The 20,248-nt window shown below is 55.1% G+C and carries 14 protein-coding genes, 2 tRNA genes and 3 rRNA genes; 9 read left to right on the forward strand and 10 right to left on the reverse strand.

Going from position 1 to position 20,248, the window contains the following annotated elements; translation table 11 throughout:
• The first annotated feature begins 71 nt into the window (after positions 1–71).
• From boxB to K3727_20735, 6 genes are all read left to right on the forward strand, one after another.
• On the forward strand, positions 72–1,523 hold the full coding sequence (boxB, locus tag K3727_20710; GenBank protein UWQ91131.1) for a benzoyl-CoA 2,3-epoxidase subunit BoxB: 1,452 nt from the start codon (positions 72–74) through the stop codon (positions 1,521–1,523).
• 153 nt (positions 1,524–1,676) lie between these two features.
• Positions 1,677–1,853: a hypothetical protein gene (locus K3727_20715; GenBank protein ID UWQ91132.1), complete on the forward strand. Its 177-nt coding sequence runs from the start codon at positions 1,677–1,679 to the stop codon at positions 1,851–1,853.
• The gene (gene boxA, locus K3727_20720; protein UWQ91133.1) at positions 1,850–3,043 is read left to right on the forward strand and encodes a benzoyl-CoA 2,3-epoxidase subunit BoxA; all 1,194 of its coding nucleotides are present in this window, start codon (positions 1,850–1,852) and stop codon (positions 3,041–3,043) included. Before K3727_20715 ends, boxA begins: the two co-directional genes overlap by 4 nt.
• Positions 3,044–3,490, forward strand: coding sequence for an acyl-CoA thioesterase (locus tag K3727_20725; GenBank protein ID UWQ91134.1), 447 nt, complete (start codon positions 3,044–3,046; stop codon positions 3,488–3,490).
• Positions 3,491–3,604: 114 nt separating this feature from the next.
• Positions 3,605–4,522, forward strand: a complete 918-nt coding sequence (locus K3727_20730) for a helix-turn-helix transcriptional regulator (GenBank protein UWQ91135.1) — start codon at positions 3,605–3,607, stop codon at positions 4,520–4,522.
• A gap of 290 nt (positions 4,523–4,812) precedes the next feature.
• Positions 4,813–5,061 carry a hypothetical protein gene (locus K3727_20735; protein ID UWQ91136.1) on the forward strand — a complete coding sequence of 83 codons (249 nt, stop codon included), beginning with the start codon at positions 4,813–4,815 and terminating at the stop codon, positions 5,059–5,061.
• 347 nt (positions 5,062–5,408) lie between these two features.
• Here the strand turns inward: K3727_20735 and rrf are convergent.
• The 8 genes from rrf to K3727_20775 form a co-directional block, all read right to left on the reverse strand.
• Positions 5,409–5,523, reverse strand: a 5S ribosomal RNA gene (rrf, locus tag K3727_20740).
• A gap of 226 nt (positions 5,524–5,749) precedes the next feature.
• Positions 5,750–8,577 (reverse strand): 23S ribosomal RNA (locus tag K3727_20745).
• A 445-nt stretch (positions 8,578–9,022) separates the two neighbouring features.
• Positions 9,023–9,098: transfer RNA gene (locus K3727_20750), tRNA-Ala, on the reverse strand.
• 87 nt (positions 9,099–9,185) lie between these two features.
• Positions 9,186–9,262: transfer RNA gene (locus tag K3727_20755), tRNA-Ile, on the reverse strand.
• Positions 9,263–9,400: 138 nt separating this feature from the next.
• A 16S ribosomal RNA gene (locus K3727_20760) occupies positions 9,401–10,864 on the reverse strand.
• The 16S, 23S and 5S rRNA genes sit together here with 2 tRNA genes alongside, the layout of an rRNA operon.
• Positions 10,865–11,610: 746 nt before the next feature.
• A complete protein-coding gene (msrQ, locus tag K3727_20765) occupies positions 11,611–12,210 on the reverse strand; it encodes a protein-methionine-sulfoxide reductase heme-binding subunit MsrQ (protein UWQ91137.1) in 600 nt (199 codons plus the stop codon).
• Entirely contained in the window at positions 12,210–13,115 is a 906-nt protein-coding gene (msrP, locus tag K3727_20770; protein ID UWQ91138.1) for a protein-methionine-sulfoxide reductase catalytic subunit MsrP, read from the reverse strand. Before msrP ends, msrQ begins: the two co-directional genes overlap by 1 nt.
• A gap of 73 nt (positions 13,116–13,188) precedes the next feature.
• Positions 13,189–14,682, reverse strand: a complete 1,494-nt coding sequence (locus tag K3727_20775; protein UWQ91139.1) for an FMN-binding glutamate synthase family protein — start codon at positions 14,680–14,682, stop codon at positions 13,189–13,191.
• Positions 14,683–14,796: 114 nt separating this feature from the next.
• Here K3727_20775 and K3727_20780 point away from each other — a divergent pair, with 114 nt between their 5' ends.
• Complete coding sequence (locus tag K3727_20780; GenBank protein UWQ91140.1) at positions 14,797–15,234, forward strand: DUF302 domain-containing protein; 438 nt, start codon at positions 14,797–14,799, stop codon at positions 15,232–15,234.
• Between the two features lie 81 nt (positions 15,235–15,315).
• Here K3727_20780 and clpB read toward each other — a convergent pair whose 3' ends face one another.
• On the reverse strand, positions 15,316–17,934 hold the full coding sequence (gene clpB, locus K3727_20785; protein ID UWQ91141.1) for an ATP-dependent chaperone ClpB: 2,619 nt from the start codon (positions 17,932–17,934) through the stop codon (positions 15,316–15,318).
• A 245-nt stretch (positions 17,935–18,179) separates the two neighbouring features.
• On the opposite strand from clpB, the gene K3727_20790 reads away from it, so the two are divergent.
• Positions 18,180–18,440: a hypothetical protein gene (locus K3727_20790; GenBank protein ID UWQ91142.1), complete on the forward strand. Its 261-nt coding sequence runs from the start codon at positions 18,180–18,182 to the stop codon at positions 18,438–18,440.
• A gap of 170 nt (positions 18,441–18,610) precedes the next feature.
• Positions 18,611–19,318 (forward strand): orotidine-5'-phosphate decarboxylase, encoded by a 708-nt coding sequence (gene pyrF / locus K3727_20795; GenBank protein ID UWQ91143.1) that lies wholly within the window; start codon positions 18,611–18,613, stop codon positions 19,316–19,318.
• 511 nt (positions 19,319–19,829) lie between these two features.
• Here pyrF and K3727_20800 read toward each other — a convergent pair.
• A complete protein-coding gene (locus K3727_20800; GenBank protein ID UWQ91144.1) occupies positions 19,830–20,234 on the reverse strand; it encodes an NUDIX hydrolase in 405 nt (134 codons plus the stop codon).
• Between the last annotated feature and the right edge of the window lie 14 nt (positions 20,235–20,248).

The raw sequence follows: 20,248 nt of genomic DNA on the forward strand, positions 1-20,248 counted from the left end.
ACAAGCGGTGCGTGCAAGCACGCACCCTACGGCGCAACGCGCTGTATGACCTGAGTCAACGGAGGAAAGACATGCTCGACCTGATCAATGTGAGCTACGATACCCAGATCCCAAACAACGTTGGGCTCAGCTCGGACAAACGGGTGCTGAAGGCGCTGGAAAAATGGCATCCCGGCTATATCAACTGGTGGAATGACCTGATCCCGCAGAATTTCCAGGAAAGCATGGTCTACCTGCGCACGGCCGTGTCGGTCGATCCCAAGGGTTGGGCCAAGTTCGACTATGTGAAGATGCCGGAATACCGCTGGGGCGTACTGCTGGCGCCTCAGGTCGAAGACCGCCGTATCCCCTGTGGCGAACACGCGGGTGAGCCGGCCTGGCAGGAAGTGCCGGGTGAATACCGGTCGCTGATGCGCCGTCTGATCGTGATCCAGGGTGACACCGAACCCGCATCGGTCGAGCAGCAGCGTTTTCTTGGGCTGACGGCACCGTCGCTTTATGACATGCGCAATCTGTTTCAGGTCAACGTCGAAGAGGGCCGCCACCTGTGGGCAATGGTCTATCTGTTGCAAAAGTATTTCGGTCGCGATGGACGGGAAGAGGCCAACGATCTGCTGCGCCGCAGTTCAGGCAGCGAGGAAGCGCCCCGGATGCTGGGGGCGTTCAACGAAGAGACACCGGATTGGCTGTCGTTTTTCATGTTCACCTACTTCACCGATCGCGACGGCAAGATGCAGCTGGAAAGCTTGGCGCAATCTGGCTTTGACCCTCTGTCACGCACCTGCCGGTTCATGTTGACCGAAGAGGCACACCACATGTTCGTCGGCGAAACTGGCGTGGGTCGCACCATCCAACGCACATGCGATGCCATGAAAGAGGCCGGGATCACCGATCCCTATGACATCGACCGGATCCGCGATTTGGGTGTCATCGACCTGCCGCTGATCCAGAAAAAGCTGAACCTGCATTACACGCTGTCGCTGGATCTATTCGGCCAAGAAGTATCGACCAACGCCGCAAACGCGTTCAACGCCGGGATCAAGGGACGCTATATGGAATCCCGGATTGACGATGACCACAAGCTGACCAACGACACATATACCGTCTGGGATATGGAAGACGGCCAACTGGTGCGCAAGGAAGTCCCCGCCCTGACCGCAATCAACATGCGACTGCGCGACGATTATACCAAGGACGCCGCCGGCGGTGTAGGCCGCTGGAACAAACTGATCCAAAAGGCCGGTGTCGAATTCGAAATGAAGCTGCCCCATGAAGCGTTCAACCGCAAAATCGGTGTCTTTGCCGACAAGCTGTTTGATCCGGACGGAGGGTTGGTGACCGGTGCTGACTATGACGCCGGGTTGCCCAAATGGCTGCCGACCAAGGCAGATGGCGATTTCATCCAATCGCTGATGAAGCCGTGTTTCGAGCCTGGAAAATACGCTGGTTGGATTGCACCACCCAAAGTCGGGATCGACAACAAGCCCGGCGATTTTGAATATGTCAAACTTCATATGGCATAACCAACCGTCCGGTGCCCAATCGGGCACCGGTCCCCATCGAGGGTTTTGGGAAATGCCATATCTTGTGCTAACCTATGATTCGTCAGGATAATCCCGACGCGCCACGTTGCATTCTATCGCTCGACCCGACCCATTCCAGTCCGGAGCTCTGTCATGCAGATCAACCGTAGCAAAGCTGAAACCCCACGCGTAAATTCCTTGTCTTCCGAGATCTCGGAGCTTCAAGGTCCCTGTGTCGGGTGCGCGGATTGCGTCGGATTGTGCATGCCGTTGATCGAAGCCTTGGTGGTGCCCGACGTCATCCTGTCCAAGAAACGCGAGACGCAATGACCGCACCGATCAAGCAGCATCTCATTGATCCTGAAATCTGTATCCGCTGTTATACCTGCGAAATGACCTGCCCGCTGGAGGCAATCCTGCATGACGATGACAATGTTGTCGTAGATGCAGAGAAATGCAATTTCTGCATGGATTGCATACCGGTCTGCCCAACCGGCTCAATTGATGAATGGCGGGTGGTTGCCCAACCCTATTCCGTTGAGGAGCAATTCGGCTGGATGGAACTTCCTGAACAGGAGGACATTGCCGAATCCGACACGGATCCCGGTTCTGACGAAGCCCTGGATTCCGAAATGGCGGCCTTGCTGGCGCAGGCCCACGCAGGTGCGGGTGGCAAGGCCAAGGCCCCTTCCAGCGCAGCGAAACCCGTAATCAACATGTACAATCTGGGCAAACCCGCGCAGGTCCGGGTGCAGGGCAACTATCGCCTGACTGACGAAAACAGCGACAGCGACGTGCGCCACATCATTCTGGATATGGGTGGTGCGCCAATGCCGGTGCTCGAAGGGCAATCTATCGGTATTTTGCCTCCCGGCACCGACGACACTGGCAAACCTCATCTCCCGCGTCTCTATTCCGTATCCAGCCCCCGCGATGGCGAACGTCCCGGTTATCAAAACATATCCCTGACGGTGAAACGTGAAGAACACGGCGTTTGCTCGAATTATGTCTGCGATCTGAACCCCGGAGACACCATCAATTTGACAGGTCCTTTTGGCTCGACCTTCTTGTTGCCATCGGATCCACAAGCAGATGTTCTCATGATCTGCACGGGAACCGGATCAGCGCCGTTCCGGGGCTTTACGATGCGCCGGTTGCGGGTGGCGCCTCATGAAACCGGAAAAATGACGCTGGTATTTGGGGCCCGCCGCTCGAGCGAATTGCCTTATTTTGGCCCGCTCAAGAAGATCCCGGACAGCTTTATGACCAAACATTTTGCGTTCTCCCGGCAAAAAGATGGCCCCAAGCAATATGTTCAGGATCGGCTGCGCGACGAAACGGATCGCGTTGCCCAGCTTTTGCAGAACCCCGATGGGTATATCTATATTTGCGGCCTGAAGGCGATGGAGCAGGGAGTTGAAGAGGCGCTCAAGGATATCGCTCGGGGTATCGGTTTGAACTGGTCAGAGCTGCGCGATAGGATGCGCGACGATGGCAGGTACCATGTGGAAACCTATTGAATGACCGCTCACGACACGCGCGCCGACCAAGCGACCTTTGTACATGAAATCCGCGTCGGCTGGGGGGATTGCGACCCAGCCCAGATTGCCTATACCGGCCATCTGCCCCGCTTTGCCCTGTCTGCGATTGACGCCTGGTGGGAACACCATCTGGACGGGGACGGGTGGTTTCAAATGGAGCTGGATCGTGGAACCGGCACCCCGTTTGTGCATATGAGCCTCGATTTCCGCTCGCCGGTTACACCGCGCCACAGATTGATGTGTGAGGTCTGGCCAGTCAAGTTGGGCAATACATCAGTGACCTTTCGGGTCGATGCGCGTCAGAACGGCAATCTGTGTTTCGAAGGACGGTTTGTCTGTGTGTTCATCGACCCGAACGCATTCCGCCCCAAGTCTCCCCCCGAGGATATGCGCGCCGTGGTCACCGCGAACCTCAGGCCAGAATAGGCACGACTTCGCAAGATACTGCAGGTACGACCCCGTACCTTGGGGATATATCATTGTATTTTGGCGCGATAACCACCAGAGTTGTGCAATATTATTCACAACGATACCGTAGACATGGCCGAAATCACCAACTTCCGTGGAGAGATCACTTCTGACGCTGATGGCGACGCGGTGTCAGCATCCGTAAAGGAAATGATCGGTCGGGTCGGTGACAGGGTCCGAAAGGCGAGGGAACGCAAGGGGATACCACGCCGTGTTCTGTCCGAAAGATCCGGTGTTTCTCCGCGTTATCTCGCACAATTGGAAGCAGGCGAAGGCAACATCTCTATCGGACTGTTGCAGCGTGTCGCGATCGCTCTTGACCATCGTATCGAATGGTTGACCGGCGAAGAAGATCCCTGGACATCCGAAGCTCTGCGCGTGGCTGACCTGTTCCGTTCGGCCAACGCCGATACACAACAGGCCGCTTTACGGGTTCTTGCCCCCGAACCTGTCACAACGATGCGTGCGCAACGGATTTGCCTGATCGGGTTGCGTGGTGCTGGCAAGTCCACGCTCGGCCGGTTGGCCGGACAAGCCCTGACCCTGCCCTTTGTTGAATTGAACACAGAGATCGAAGAGCAAAGCGGTATGCCTGTTGACGAGGTCATGGCTCTTTACGGCCAAGAAGGCTATCGGAAGCTCGAGTATCAAGCGATCAATCGCGTAATTGCAACCTATGAAACCATGATCCTTGCCGTGGCTGGTGGGATTGTTGCGGAACCCGATACTTACACCACATTGCTCAGCAACTTTCATACCGTATGGGTCAAGGCATCGCCCGACGAACACATGAACAGAGTCCGCGCCCAAGGCGATGAACGTCCAATGTCGGGCAATCCGGAAGCCATGGAACAGCTGCAGTCAATCTTGACCAGCAGGGAAGCTCTTTACAGCCGCGCCGAAGCCTGTCTCGATACAAGTGGCCAGGACGAAACCGTCTCGTTGGAAGAATTTCTAACCTTGATCGCCAAACACAAATTCCTGGACTAACGCACAGCGAGAGTGTCGCGCGATCCTGGGCCCTTTCTTATTCTGTCATTGATTTTTGTTTGTATTTTTTTGTGTTGTTTGGAGATTTTATTTGAGGCGCATTCGGGCACGTTGGGGTCTGAGGTTTTATTGCTGTCTTGGGTTATGTTTGGGTGGCTTTGCGTCTCGTATTCGCAAGTTTTTGACCCAAATTCACCGGCATTGGGGCGATGGGGGGCGCATATTGGTGTCATCAGACACGGAGCGGGCCGCAGATCGGTCACACCGCTCACAGGGAAAGGACCCAGATCATGTTCACCAAAGCCACCTTCGCCGCCGTCGCCGTTGCGCTCACCGCCTCTCTGGCTTCCGCTTCGACCGCGCCGATGCCCGTCCTGGACACGGGAATGATGCCCGCGAGCTCCAGCTATGAGGTTGCCGACACACGCGGCATGGACAACCGCCAGGACCGCCGGGGCGATCGCCAGGATTGCCGTCAATCCGAAGGTGCCGGGCACGACAAACGCGACTGCAAGCAGGACGCCCGCCAGGCGGGATAAGCCCTCAGAGACAGTCAATCCTCGGTTTTCGCACCGGATGAGCCAAGCTCGTCCGGTGCGATGGGTTTGAGGCCACGATTTTGTCACCGCATCCTGAGCCCACCGAATTTCCCGAAGGTTTCAGCCCTGTTCCTTGACCCTCTGAATGATCTGCTCGCCGATGTCTCCCACCTTCATTTCTCCGTCCTGTGGTTGGGCGGAGGTTACACAAAGCTGGAGGCGTTTCAGGGCCACACGTCAATTTTGTCGATGACATATCGACTTGCGATTATTTTAGTTTGTCTGGTGTTTTTTTGGGAGGGTGTGTGTTTTGGATCGAATTGAGAGATTTTGTGAGTATTTATTAGGTTTGGCGGTGACCTACTCTCCCACGACTTAAGTCGCAGTACCATTGGCGCTTCGGTGCTTAACTTCCGGGTTCGGGATGGGACCGGGTGTTTCACTCGTGCTATGACCACCAAACCGAATAAATACTCACTGTCCGCTCTCGGACAGTGAGAGTGACAGACAGCGTTTTCCAAAGGAAAGCGCGTTGTCACCCATTCATTGTCAGAGCGGATAGAGATCAATCAACATTGTGCTGTCCAAGCCAAGATTTTTTGGGGCTGTATGCTTTTGTTTGGTTCCAGTTTTGTTGGCCTATTGCGCGGAGCGCTACATGAGGCCAGCAGTCTTACTTTTACTGGATCAAATCAAGCCTATCGGACCATTAGTACCAGTCAACTGAACATGTTACCATGCTTACATCTCTGGCCTATCGACGAGGTGGTCTACCTCGGTCCTCAGGGATACCTTGTTTTGAGGGGGGCTTCCCGCTTAGATGCCTTCAGCGGTTATCCTGTCCGAACATAGCTACCCAGCACTGCCGTTGGCACGACAACTGGTCCACCAGTGGTTCGTTCACCCCGGTCCTCTCGTACTAGGGGCAACTCCTCTCAAGTATCCTACACCCACGGCAGATAGGGACCGAACTGTCTCACGACGTTCTAAACCCAGCTCACGTACCTCTTTAAACGGCGAACAGCCGTACCCTTGGGACCTGCTCCAGCCCCAGGATGAGATGAGCCGACATCGAGGTGCCAAACACTGCCGTCGATATGGACTCTTGGGCAGTATCAGCCTGTTATCCCCGGCGTACCTTTTATCCGTTGAGCGATGGCCCTTCCACTCGGGACCACCGGATCACTATGGCCGTCTTTCGACTCTGCTCGACTTGTCAGTCTCGCAGTCAGGCTGGCTTCTGCCATTGCACTCAACGAGCGATTTCCGACCGCTCTGAGCCAACCTTCGCGCGCCTCCGTTACGCTTTAGGAGGCGACCGCCCCAGTCAAACTACCCGCCACACAGGGTCCCGGATCCGGATAACGGACCGCGGTTAGACATCAAGCAGAGCAAGGGTGGTATCTCAAGGGAGGCTCCACAGAGACTTGCGTCTCTGCTTCAAAGCCCACCACCTATCCTGCACATGCTCGGCCTAATGCCAATGTGAAGCTGTAGTAAAGGTGCACGGGGTCTTTCCGTCTAACCGCGGGAAGCCTGCATCTTGACAGGCAATTCAATTTCGCTGAGTCTATGTTGGAGACAGCGGGGAAGTCGTTACGCCATTCGTGCAGGTCGGAACTTACCCGACAAGGAATTTCGCTACCTTAGGACCGTTATAGTTACGGCCGCCGTTTACCTGGGCTTCAATTCAGAGCTCTCACCCCTCCTTTTAACCTTCAGGCACCGGGCAGGCGTCAGACCCTATACGTCGTCTTGCGACTTCGCAGAGCCCTGTGTTTTTAATAAACAGTCGCCACCCCCTGGTTTGTGCCCCCAGCCCCTAGTTGCCTAGGAACCGGGCCTCCTTCTCGCGAACTTACGGAGGTATTTTGCCGAGTTCCTTCAACATAGTTCTCTCAAGCGCCTTGGTATTCTCTACCAGTCCACCTGTGTCGGTTTAGGGTACGATCTTATAGGAGGGCTATTTCCAGGAACCTCTCAGCAGCCCATTCAATCCGATAAGGATGAACTACCTTCGAGATCCGTCACCACTCCATGGCCCAGGAATATTAACCTGGTTCCCATCGACTACGCCTTTCGGCCTCGCCTTAGGGGTCGGCTTACCCTGCTCAGATTAGCTTTAAGCAGGAACCCTTGGACTTTCGGCGAGAGTGTCTCTCACACTCTTTGTCGCTACTCATGTCATCATTCTCACTAGTGATCTCTCCACGGGATCGCTCACGCGCCCGCTTCATCGAAAGCCTCTCTCCTCCAATACTCCCGAAGGAGTTAAGGAGGAATGAGACTATGTCACACTACGCTCTGCTACCATGCACTATGTGCATCCTAGACTTCGGCTCATGGCTTGAGCCCCGTTACATCTTCGCCGCAGGACAACTTGATTAGACCAGTGAGCTGTTACGCTATCTTTAAAGGATGGCTGCTTCTAAGCCAACCTCCTGGTTGTTTTGGTCGTCCCACCTGCTTTCCCACTTAGCCATGAATTAGGGGCCTTAGTCGTAGGTCAGGGTTGTTTCCCTCTCCACTACGGACGTTAGCATCCGCAGTGTGTCTGCCATCTAGTACTCCCCGGTATTCGGAGTTTGGTTAGGATCAGTAAGCCTGTGGGGCCCCATTACCCATCCAGTGCTCTACCCCCGGGGGTATTCGGATGACGCTCTACCTAAATAGATTTCGCAGAGAACCAGCTATCTCCGAGTTTGATTGGCCTTTCACCCCTAGGCACAATTCATCCCGATCTTTTTCAACAGATGTGGGTTCGGTCCTCCAGTGCATGTTACTGCACCTTCAACCTGATCATGCCTAGATCACTCGGTTTCGGGTCTGATCCATCTAACTCATGCGCCCTATTAAGACTCGCTTTCGCTGCGCCTACACCTAACGGCTTAAGCTTGCTAGATAGACCAAGTCGATGACCCATTATACAAAAGGTACGCTGTCAGGCCGCAAGGGCCCTCCAACTGATTGTAGGCGTTCGGTTTCAGGTACTGTTTCACTCCCCTCGTCGGGGTGCTTTTCACCTTTCCCTCACGGTACTGGTTCACTATCGGTCAGTAAGGAGTACTTAGCCTTCGAAGGTGGTCCTCCGATCTTCAGACAGAATTTCACGTGTTCCGCCCTACTTAATACGTCCATCAAAGCTTCCTATACGGGGCTATCACCCGCTATGGCCATGCTTCCCAACATGTTCTAGTCACTCATCTGGCTCGGCTGGTCCCCGTTCGCTCGCCGCTACTAGGGGAGTATCAATTGATTTCCTTTCCTCCGGGTACTTAGATGTTTCAGTTCCCCGGGTTTGCTCTTATAAACCTATGTATTCAGTCTATAAGTACCTGTTTAAGAACATTATAAACTACCGAAGTAATTATAATGAACTTTCAGGTGGGTTGCCCCATTCAGAGATCCATGGATCAAAGCTTATTCTCAGCTCCTCATGGCTTATCGCAGAGTATCACGTCTTTCATCGCCTCTTACTGCCAAGGCATTCACCAAACGCCCTTCTCGCGCTTGATTTGATCCAGAAAGAGAAAGACTGATCTTTCGCGGCACCCCAGCTGGTAACTAAAGGGGCCTTAACTTTCTGAACCAAAAGCATACTTTCCCGCTCTTCACCCCGAACCCACACTTCCGATGTCGGTCGGACCCGTGTGGAGGATGAAGAACATTTGGTTCAAATCCGTGCAGAATTTGAACCGGGTTAGTGTACTTGACTTGGACAACTCTGTTCGTTTCAGACGGGATACGCACAAAGGAGACGAGGAAACATCTCCAATCACGCCTTCTGGACCTTCTTGCGAAGAACCAGAACCGTACTGAGATCATCCACGTACTTGTGGCGATCAAACAGTGTTGATTGATTTTCTCTCTAAACGATGTCAATGCAACCGAAGTTGCGTGCGTCCGATTGGACGATCAAACACTCAATACAAAGTGCTTGATGATCTAATCGGGAAAGTAATGGTGGAGCCTAGGAGGATCGAACTCCTGACCTCCTGAATGCAAATCAGGCGCTCTCCCAGCTGAGCTAAGGCCCCACGTTATGCAGTCGCTATCGTGACCTTTTGCTCCGCAAAAGACACTGTCGCGACAACGACATTTTCTGCCAATGGCAAAAAATGTCTTGGTGGGTCGAGGAGGACTTGAACCTCCGACCTCACGCTTATCAGGCGTGCGCTCTAACCACCTGAGCTACCGACCCAGACAGGCCGGCAGGCCTGGTGTGTGCTGAAGAGATATGAGGACGGCCTGGTCCGTGATGTGGTCAGTTTTGATTACTGACCGTTGCTAAGTGTTCCACGAACAAAAACAAGTTCTTGCTGACTAGGAACATCCTTAGAAAGGAGGTGATCCAGCCGCAGGTTCCCCTACGGCTACCTTGTTACGACTTCACCCCAGTCGCTGAGCTCACCGTGGTCCGCTGCCCCCTCGAAAGGTTGGCGCACGGCCTTCGGGTAAACCCAACTCCCATGGTGTGACGGGCGGTGTGTACAAGGCCCGGGAACGTATTCACCGCGTCATGCTGTTACGCGATTACTAGCGATTCCGACTTCATGGGGTCGAGTTGCAGACCCCAATCCGAACTGAGACAGTTTTTTGGGATTAACCCATTGTCACTGCCATTGTAGCACGTGTGTAGCCCAACCCGTAAGGGCCATGAGGACTTGACGTCATCCACACCTTCCTCCCGCTTATCACGGGCAGTTTCTTTAGAGTGCCCAGCCGAACTGCTGGCAACTAAAGATGTGGGTTGCGCTCGTTGCCGGACTTAACCGAACATCTCACGACACGAGCTGACGACAGCCATGCAGCACCTGTCACTAGGTCACCGAAGTGAAAGCCAAATCTCTCTGGCGGTCCTAGGATGTCAAGGGTTGGTAAGGTTCTGCGCGTTGCTTCGAATTAAACCACATGCTCCACCGCTTGTGCGGGCCCCCGTCAATTCCTTTGAGTTTTAATCTTGCGACCGTACTCCCCAGGCGGAATGCTTAATCCGTTAGGTGTGTCACCGAATAGCATGCTACCCGACGACTGGCATTCATCGTTTACGGTGTGGACTACCAGGGTATCTAATCCTGTTTGCTCCCCACACTTTCGTACCTCAGCGTCAGTATCGAGCCAGTGAGCCGCCTTCGCCACTGGTGTTCCTCCGAATATCTACGAATTTCACCTCTACACTCGGAATTCCACTCACCTCTCTCGAACTCAAGACCAGGAGTTTAAGAGGCAGTTCCAGGGTTGAGCCCTGGGATTTCACCCCTTACTTTCTGATCCGCCTACGTACGCTTTACGCCCAGTAATTCCGAACAACGCTAACCCCCTCCGTATTACCGCGGCTGCTGGCACGGAGTTAGCCGGGGTTTCTTTACCAGATACTGTCATTATCATCTCTGGCGAAAGTGCTTTACGACCCTAAGGCCTTCATCACACACGCGGCATGGCTGGATCAGGCTTGCGCCCATTGTCCAAGATTCCCCACTGCTGCCTCCCGTAGGAGTCTGGGCCGTGTCTCAGTCCCAGTGTTGCTGATCATCCTCTAAAACCAGCTATAGATCGTAGACTTGGTAGGCCATTACCCCACCAACTATCTAATCTAACGCGGGCTGATCCAAATCCGATAAATCTTTCCCCCGAAGGGCGTATAAGGTATTACTCACCGTTTCCAGTGGCTATTCCTTAGATCTGGGTACATTCCCACGCGTTACTAACCCGTCCGCCGCTCGCCCCGAAGGGTGCGCTCGACTTGCATGTGTTAGGCCTGCCGCCAGCGTTCGTTCTGAGCCAGGATCAAACTCTCAAGTTGAAATGATCTTGCGATCATGTCCTTGACGTTCGAACCTCTGCACATCCACATAATGGCCTTACTGAAACCATCATGCGTCTTTTCTGTTTGTCTGTGCTTCAGCTACCAAAGTAACCGAAAGCCGTCCAAACAGTGAAGCTGACACTCCATCATCGGCCGAAGCCTAAGAGCGCGATATGCGAGGCTGATCCATCGAAATGAACCAAACCGCCCACATATCTCTTCAGATATTAGCAATGTCAAATAACGTTGGACCACCAAGCCTAAACCCGACAACCCGAGAGACAAAATCAACCGACTGCGCTAAACTTCCTAGCGCGGCCCGCTCAACTTATCCCCAATTCTTTCCGCCTCACTTCGCTCAAGTTCCGAACCTTCCGTCCGTCCCCGCCGCTCCGTCTGGCGTCCCGTTGTGCGCCTCAGCGCCGCCGGTGAGGGGGGTTCTACGGTTAACCCACCATACCCGCAACCCCTAATTTACAAAAAATACAACTTTCTCAAAAAATCACAAATATATAAACAATAACAATGACTTAGATGGGGTGTATAATGAGCGAAGACATGGAACGTCACCTCAAGACTGTACCGTCGGCGGACCCCATCCTCTACATATTGCGTTACCAACAGAGTTACCCACAAAATTGCCCACAACGCGGTGGAATCAACATGCCGAATCCCCGGTGAATCGTTGGTTTTTTCGCGAAGGTGGGCTCCAAACCAATCTCGGCACCAATGCCCGAGTCGCTTCAGGCCAGTATCCTGCGGCTGGGCAGCTTTATGCGAAGACACAACAACGCAACCGCCACACCAAGGTAGATCAGAGGTTCAATCTGAAACCCTTTGACCAGCATGACAAAATGCAGCGCACCAAGAAGGACCGCCAAATAGGTCAACCGATGCAATTGACGCCAGCGTGGTCCAAGTTTGCGCACAGACGTATTGTTCGACGTTATCGCCAATGGCAACAGAACCACAAACCCGATCATCCCAATCGTAATATAGGGTCGCTTCACGATGTCCGCCCAGATCTGATCGGGAAGCTGAACATCCAACACCAGCCAGACAAGAAGATGACAGGACACATACAGGAACGCCAACAGGCCAAATGCACGGCGAAACCGGATCAGTGATATTCCTGTAAATCGGCGTAGCGGTGATATGGCCAACCCGATCAACAGAAGCTGCAGGGCCAGCTCGCCGTATTCATGTTCCAATGCCTTGATCGGGTCCACGCCCAGACCACCGGTCAGCCCCTGATAGAACAGCCATGGCACAGGCAGAGCACCGACCAGGTAGATTCCCCAAGTCGGTACTTTGCGTAATAAGGCATTGAGACCGTCGGCCATCAATAGAACCTTGTCAGATCCATACCGTCATAAAGAGCGGCGACCTCCTCTTTGTAGCCATTGAACATCAAAGTGGGTTTGCGACGTGCGAACAACCCGCCCCCCAAAGGACGTTCCGACGCCTGGGACCAACGTGGATGATCCACATTGGGGTTCACGTTGCTATAGAACCCATATTCGCCAGGATTAGCCATGTTCCAGCTTGCCGGTGGTTCCTTGTCGGTCAGTGTAAGACGAACGATCGACTTGATCGACTTGAAGCCGTACTTCCACGGCACCACCAACCGCAGCGGGGCGCCGTTCTGGTTCGGCAATGGCTTACCAAAGATCCCGGTGGCCATCAGGGTCAACGGGTGCATAGCCTCATCCAGACGCAATCCCTCTCGATATGGCCAGTCCAGAACCCGGTATTGGGTGCCCGGCATTTCTGAGGGGCGGTACAGGGTTTCAAAGGCGACGTATTTGGCCCCATCCTTGACACCGGCCATGTTCAACAGATCGGCCAGTTCAAAGCCGTTCCAAGGAACAACCATCGACCATGCCTCAACACAGCGGAACCGATAGATCCGCTCTTCGATGGTCATCTCGGACAAGATTTCATTGAAGTCGTATTCGCCAGGGCGATCGACCATCCCGTCGATAGTGACACTCCAGGGCGAGGTGGTCAGACTGTGGGCATTGGCAGACGGATCGCCTTTGCCGGTGCCGAACTCATAGTAGTTGCAATAGGTCGTCACGTCTTCCCAGCTGTTGGGTTCCAATCCTTCGCCAGCCTGCGCTGCGCCGCCGGTCATCGCGGCCAATCCCGCCCCGGCCATTCCGGCCATTATCTGGCGGCGGTTCAGGAATGCCGCCTGTGGGGTAACATCAGCCGATGTCAGATCATTGGTCCAGCGATAAGCCATTCAGCGTGTCTCCTCGATTAAATCATTATACATGACTTAGTGAATGGGGCCGAAACAGCCAAAACATATCCTCTCACGATTCAGCGACGGGACTGTAACTTGGTTGGATTTCATTCATCGGAACCGACCGCCCATTGTCCTGCATGATCCGCATATGACGGCGGCGCATCAGACGGGGTTCAGACACGCCAACGGAATTCGCAATGGTTTCAACCTCGTGGATGATCTCGGTCGCATAGCGGGCCACGCGACGGTATTTCTGTTCTGCCACCAATCCCTTTTGGAACCTCGGGTCATGGGTGGTGATCCCTGTGGGGCAGGTATTCTTGTTGCATTTGAGCGCTTGGATACAGCCCAGCGCGAACATAAAGCCCCGCGCCGAAGTTACAAAATCCGCACCAGTCGCCAGCGCCCAGGCCACATCCGACGGGTTCACCAGCTTGCCCGAAGTGATCAACCGGATCCGATCCTTGAGCCCATATTCATCACGCAAGTTCGCCACCAACGGTAAGGCTTCGCGCACAGACATACCCACCAGATCAATCAACGGCATCGGTGCAGCACCAGTACCGCCCTCGCCCCCGTCAATGGTGATAAAGTCCGGCGCGCATTCTTCGCTACGTCGGCTGATGGTTTCAAACAGGTCGCGCATCACCTCTTCGGAGCCCACAACAGTTTTGATCCCAACGGGCTTACCAGTGACACCGCGGATATGGCGGACCATGTCCAGCAGGTCGTTAAAACAATTCATCTCGCGGTGGCGGTTTGGGGATAGGCTGTCGTGGTCTTTGGAAATGCCTCGGATCGCCGCGATTTCATCCGTGATCTTTTCGGCAGGCAGGATACCTCCCTTGCCCGGTTTGGCCCCCTGGGACAGCTTTAGCTCAAACATACGCACGGTGTCATGGGCGGCGATTTCGCGCAGCTTGTCATCGCTCAGATTGCCCTCGCTGTCGCGCACCCCATATTTGGCGGTTCCAATCTGAAATACGACGTCACAACCCCCTTCCAGATGAAACGGGCTCAGCCCCCCTTCCCCGGTGTTCAGCCAGACACCGGCCTCTTTGGCACCTCGGCTCAACGCCTGAACCGCGGGCTTTGAAATCGCGCCATAGCTCATCCCCGAGATGTTAAAGAACGACGGCGCATCAAAGGGGGTTCGGGCCGTGGGCCCAATCACAAGAGGTTCGGATTTGGCGTATTGGTCATCCAGTGGCGGAAACGGAGCGTTGACGAAAATTGGTGTGCCCGGAATGTTCAGATTGCGCGTAGACCCAAAAGCCACCGTATTGCTTTTCCCGGAGGATGCCCGACCAACCCATTCCCGCTGCGCCCGGTTGAATGGCAGCTCTTCCCGGTCCATGGCAAAGAAGTATTGCCGGAAAAATTCGCCCAACTCGCTGAACAGATGGCGAAACCGGCCAATTACCGGATAATTGCGCCGGATTGCATCGCTGGTTTGAAACCGGTCGACCACAAACATGACGACGGCCAAGACCGCCACCAGCCCGATGATAGAAACAAAACTTATCGCAAAGAATTCTATAGCCTTCATTGCAAAACCCATGCAAAAACTCCGATATGTTGACGTATCGCAAGGCAGTACTGCGCGACTCTCCCGAACAGTGAAAGGGAAGGACGCAGCTGGCAAGCCACGCCGGATCACATTGGGAGAAGATAGATGAAACAATTCGTTTTTGCAGCAATCTTGGGTGTTTGCGCCCAGACGTCTACAGCACAGGACATGGTGACCTATACGACAGATCAGGATTTTGATGACGTCGCCTTTGGGATCGAGAGCGCAATTACCGATGCAGGTCTGGTTGTGGACCACGTCAGCCACGTAGGTGCCATGCTGGAACGCACACGGGCGGATGTCGGTTCAGATATGGTTTTGTTTGAAAAGGCCGACGTCTATTCTTTTTGTTCGGCCACTATATCCCGTCAGGTGATGGAGGCAGATCCGATGAACATCGTCTTTTGCCCGTATGACATCTTTCTCGCCCAGCAACCTGGGTCCGATCAGGTCGTCGTGGGCTATCGCCAGTTCCCTGAAGGGGCAATGCAGACAGTACAGAAGCTGCTCGATGACATCGTTCAGGAAGCCATTGGCGAATAACATCCACTGTTATTTTCTGTTTTGGACAAAAAAGCCCGCCTTTGCCGGCGGGCTTTTTCATCTAACTGTGGCTTAATCGGATCAATGCACAACCGCATCGTCGGGACGCGGACGGTCCGAAGTGCCCAGCCGGTCCCCGATGATCAACCCATCGCTTCCAGCAGATACCGGCAGCGTGTCACCATCTTTGACATCACCGGCCAACAGCAGCTCCGCCAGCGGGTTCTGCAAGGCGCGTTGGATCACCCTCTTCAATGGGCGGGCACCAAACACCGGATCATACCCTTCATCCGCCAACCAGGTCTTTGCGGTTTCATCCAGCTCCAGCTGGATCTTGCGTCCGGCAAGCCGCTTTTTCAAACGGGCCAGCTGAATATCCACAATACCGTCCATATCTTTACGCGCCAGACGGTCAAAGATGATCGTCTCGTCCAGTCGGTTCAGAAATTCGGGACGGAAGTGCGCCCGCACCGCATCCATCACATCCCGACGCGCGTCGGACGCATCCGCTCCTTCGGGCAATTGGCTCAGAGCCTGCGCTCCCAGGTTTGAAGTCAACACGATCAGCGTCTGTTTGAAATCGACCGTGCGCCCCTGACCATCGGTCAGCACCCCATCGTCCAAAACCTGCAACAGCACGTTGAACACATCCGGGTGGGCTTTTTCAACTTCGTCAAACAGGACGACCTGATAGGGGCGACGCCGAACGGCTTCGGTCAGCGCTCCGCCTTCGTCATACCCGACATAACCGGGAGGGGCCCCGATCAGACGCGCGACGCTATGTTTCTCCATGTATTCGGACATGTCGATGCGCACCATCGCGTTGTCGTCATCAAACAGGAAATTCGCGACGGCCTTGGTCAATTCGGTCTTGCCCACGCCGGTCGGCCCCAGGAACAGAAAGGAGCCCAGCGGACGACCTTCGTCGTTCAACCCGGCCCGGGCGCGGCGCACGGCATTGGACACCGCAGTCACCGCCAAATTCTGACCAATCACGCGTGCGTGCAGGTCATCTTCCATGCGCAGCAATTTTTCCCGTTCGCCTTCGAGCATCTTGGACGTCGGGATGCCGGTCCAGCGTTCCACCACGGCAGCAATCTGTTCCGGGCGCACCGCCTCTTCGACCATCAGCCCACTGTCTTCCCGGTTTTCGGCCTCGGACAGCTTTTTCTCCAGATCGGGGATCACGCCATAGGACAGCTCTCCGGCCTTGGCCAGATTGCCCTCGCGCTTGGCGATTTCCAGGTCGGCTCGTGCCTTGTCCAGCAGCTCCTTGAGATCGCGTGCCCCTGCCAGCTTGTCCCGTTCCGCCTGCCACTGGGCCGTCATCTCGGCGGATTTTTCCTGCAGATCGGCCAAATCCTTCTGCAAGGTTTCCAACCGATCCTTGGAGGCCACGTCATCTTCGAGTTGCAAGGCTTGCTCTTCGATCTGCAATTGCAGGATCTGACGGTCCAGCTGGTCCAGCTCTTCGGGCTTGCTGTCTACTTCCATACGCAGACGGCTGGCCGCTTCGTCCACCAGGTCAATCGCCTTGTCCGGCAAAAACCGGTCAGTGATATACCGGTGCGACAGGGTCGAAGCCGCCACCAACGCGGAATCGCTGATCCGCACACCGTGGTGAAGTTCGTATTTCTCCTTGATCCCGCGCAGGATGCTGATTGTGTCCTCGACTGTGGGTTCGGTCACCACAACCGGCTGGAACCGACGGGCCAAAGCCGCATCCTTTTCCACGTACTTGCGATATTCATCCAGCGTGGTTGCACCGATACAATGCAACTCCCCACGGGCCAACGCCGGTTTGATCAGATTCGCAGCATCCATTGCACCATCGGATTTCCCCGCGCCAACCAGCGTGTGCATTTCATCAATGAACAGGATGATTTCACCGGCGGCTTCGGTCACTTCGGTCAGAACCGCCTTCAGGCGCTCTTCGAATTCGCCCCGGTATTTGGCCCCGGCAATCAGCGCGCCCATGTCCAGCGACAACAGTTTCTTGTCGCGCAGGGATTCAGGCACATCGCCGTTGACGATGCGCAGCGCCATACCTTCGGCAATCGCAGTCTTACCCACACCGGGTTCACCGATCAGAACCGGATTGTTCTTGGTCCGGCGGCTCAGCACTTGCATGGCGCGGCGGATTTCCTCGTCCCGGCCAATGATTGGATCGATCTTGCCTTCGGCTGCGGCCTCGGTCAGGTCCCGCGCGTATTTCTTGAGCGCATCATAGCCTTCTTCGGCACTGGCGCTGTCAGCGGTGCGCCCTTTGCGGATGTCGTTGATGGCTTCATTCAGCTTTTGCGCACTCACGCCACCGGCGTCCAATGCGTCCTTGGCCTTGGATTTGACCATGCACAGAGCCATCAGAACCCGTTCGACAGGCACAAAGCTGTCGCCAGCCTTTTTCGCCAGTTTTCCGGCCTCGTCCAGTACTTTGGCGGTCTGGCCATCCATATAGATCTGGCTTGCATCACCACTGACTTTGGGCTGTTTGCCCATGGCGATATCCAGGTGTTCAACCACCCGTGACGGCGTGCCGCCCGCGCGTGAAATCAGGTTGCTCGCCAACCCCTGATCATCATCCATCAGTGCCTTGAGAATATGTTCGGGAACCAGACGCTGGTGTCCCTCGCGCAGCGCGATCGTCTGGGCTGCCTGCACGAAACCACGTGCCCGCTCAGTGAACTTGTTCAAGTCCATCTCGTCTCTCCTTTTACAAGCGCCCGATGTAGGTACTGACGCCCGCTATGCGGCACGCCCCGGTTCGGGCCTCGCATTCAATCTGGGGAATGAGTGGCGATGCTTCAAGACCCGTTTTACAGGAAATTGCTTGCTTTTTTCTGATGCGTATCCTCTCACGGCCAGCACGAAATCAGCACGGCCGGGCCACAGTTCCACCGCAATTGAACAGCACCTTATTCCTGAGGCAAAATGGGAAAAACACTGTGCTGGTAACCGATATCGAAATTTCACACTATTCTTATGACCCGCTGTCGGCGCGCCATCAGGCCAACGTCGCCATGACGCTCAAGAACCAGGTGATCAGCCTGTTCTGCAAATTGGACATGCCCGAAGACGAACCGGACCGAACCCGGGCGACCGCCTTTGTACGCGATGCTATCCGGCAGTTGAAACGCATGCCTGAATTCCGCTCTGGGGCATCACAGCTGCAATTCTCTGATAATCTGACATATCGTTCGGCATGACCAAAGGGCGCGACCGCGCCACGCCCCGGCGTGGCGCCCGGCCCAAGGCTGTATCTCGCCCCGTCAGGGGCGCGATCAGGCGCGGGAGCCCCCCCGAATCAAGCCCCCTTTCCCCGGACCACTTTGCGGTTTAAACAGCCCCAACGCTGCGCAACCTCCGGAGACCTGCCATGTCCGCCCCCTCAACCGATGACCGCCTGATTGTCGCCCTCGACGTTCCCGACGCCCTGTCGGGATTGAAACTCGCCGAGCAGTTGGGGGATTGCGTATCCTTCTACAAAATCGGGCTGGGTATGTTGACCGGCGGCGGATTGGCCCTGGCCAACGAACTCAAGCAGGAGAAGGGCAAGCGTATCTTTCTGGACATGAAGCTGTTCGACATCGGCGCAACCGTAGAGAATGCGGTCCGCGGACTGGCCCAGTTCGACCTGGACTTTCTGACCGTCCACGGTGACCCGCATGTGGTTCGCGCCGCCAAAGAAGGTGCCGCGGACAAGGATCTGAAAATCCTGGCAGTGACCATTCTGACTTCTCTGGATCGCGCCGATCTGGACGCCGGCCTGATCAAGCCAGGAGACGTGCAGGAATTGGTGCTGGAGCGGGCAGCGCGAGCCTTCGAAGCCGGTGCAGATGGCGTTATTGCATCACCACAGGAAGCGGCCTTGATCCGTGCCTTGCCCGCATCCAAGGATCGTCTGATCGTGACCCCTGGTGTCCGACCTGCCGGTGCCGATCTGGGAGATCAGAAACGCGTTGCAACCCCAGCCAGTGCGATTGCTGATGGTGCAGATCACATTGTGGTCGGTCGCCCGATCTGGAAATCCCCAACCCCCCGAGACGCGGCAATGGCGATTCTCGATGAATTGAAGACAGTCTGACCCGCTCGTTTATTTTGCCACCCAAAATCCCGGTATCGCTGCGCCGGGATGACAGGCGTCCGGCTTAGCGTGCTGTTTGGGCCCGACCCTGCCCAAAGACCCAAACGTCAGATTACTTTGCATCCTTGCCCCTGAGCACAGCAGCTCCGGGTCGCGCCCAAATCTTTGAATTCAACTGGCTGTGTCTTCACAGCCATCATCAACCTGCCTGCAACCCCTTAATTACACATGATTTTGCCTGAGGCGTTGGCGGTTGAGACGGTCAACTGCACGGCATTTTGCCTGTGCCTGCAAAAGCACATTCGGAACTTCCGTACCAGAAATGAGGCATAACCAGCTTTGAGAATACACATTTTTAGGCGAGATTAAGATCAACACTCCCCAACGAACCATCTCTTCCTGAGGTTCGTCACCTCCCCCCGCCTCAGCAGCGGGGGGTATTTATTGAAACTTCATTTGATCCTTTGATCGGCCGCAAAAGAGCCCAATGATCATCGCGCTTGGTCCTCCGTCAGAGAGTTTCCAGGTAGCTGCGCAGCCGGTCAGCAAAATGGGGCACTGCCAATGGGTGCGCACAATATTGCCCCGGAGCCATTAACGCCCATCCCTGACCTTCTGATCCAAAACGCACGTCGTTCACCAACCGAGCGGGCTGATGCGACACAAAAAACCAGGTCAAGTCGCCTTCGGGCGAGATATAGGACGTTGCCCAAACCAGATCTTGCTCACGCAGCTCCAACCCAACTTCTTCCTGCGTTTCACGCAAGGCGCATTGCTCAGGGCTTTCGCCCATCTCTCGTCCGCCACCGGGCAAATCCCAATGATTGGGATAAGGGATATCCGCGTGATCATCCCGACGAATGACCAACAATTCCTTCCCCAGAAACAGGGCCAGTTTGGCACCAGTAAATTCCATCTTCGCTCCAAAAT

The sequence above is a fragment of the Rhodobacteraceae bacterium M382 genome, assembly GCA_025141015.1.
GTDB lineage: Bacteria > Pseudomonadota > Alphaproteobacteria > Rhodobacterales > Rhodobacteraceae > Aliisedimentitalea > Aliisedimentitalea scapharcae.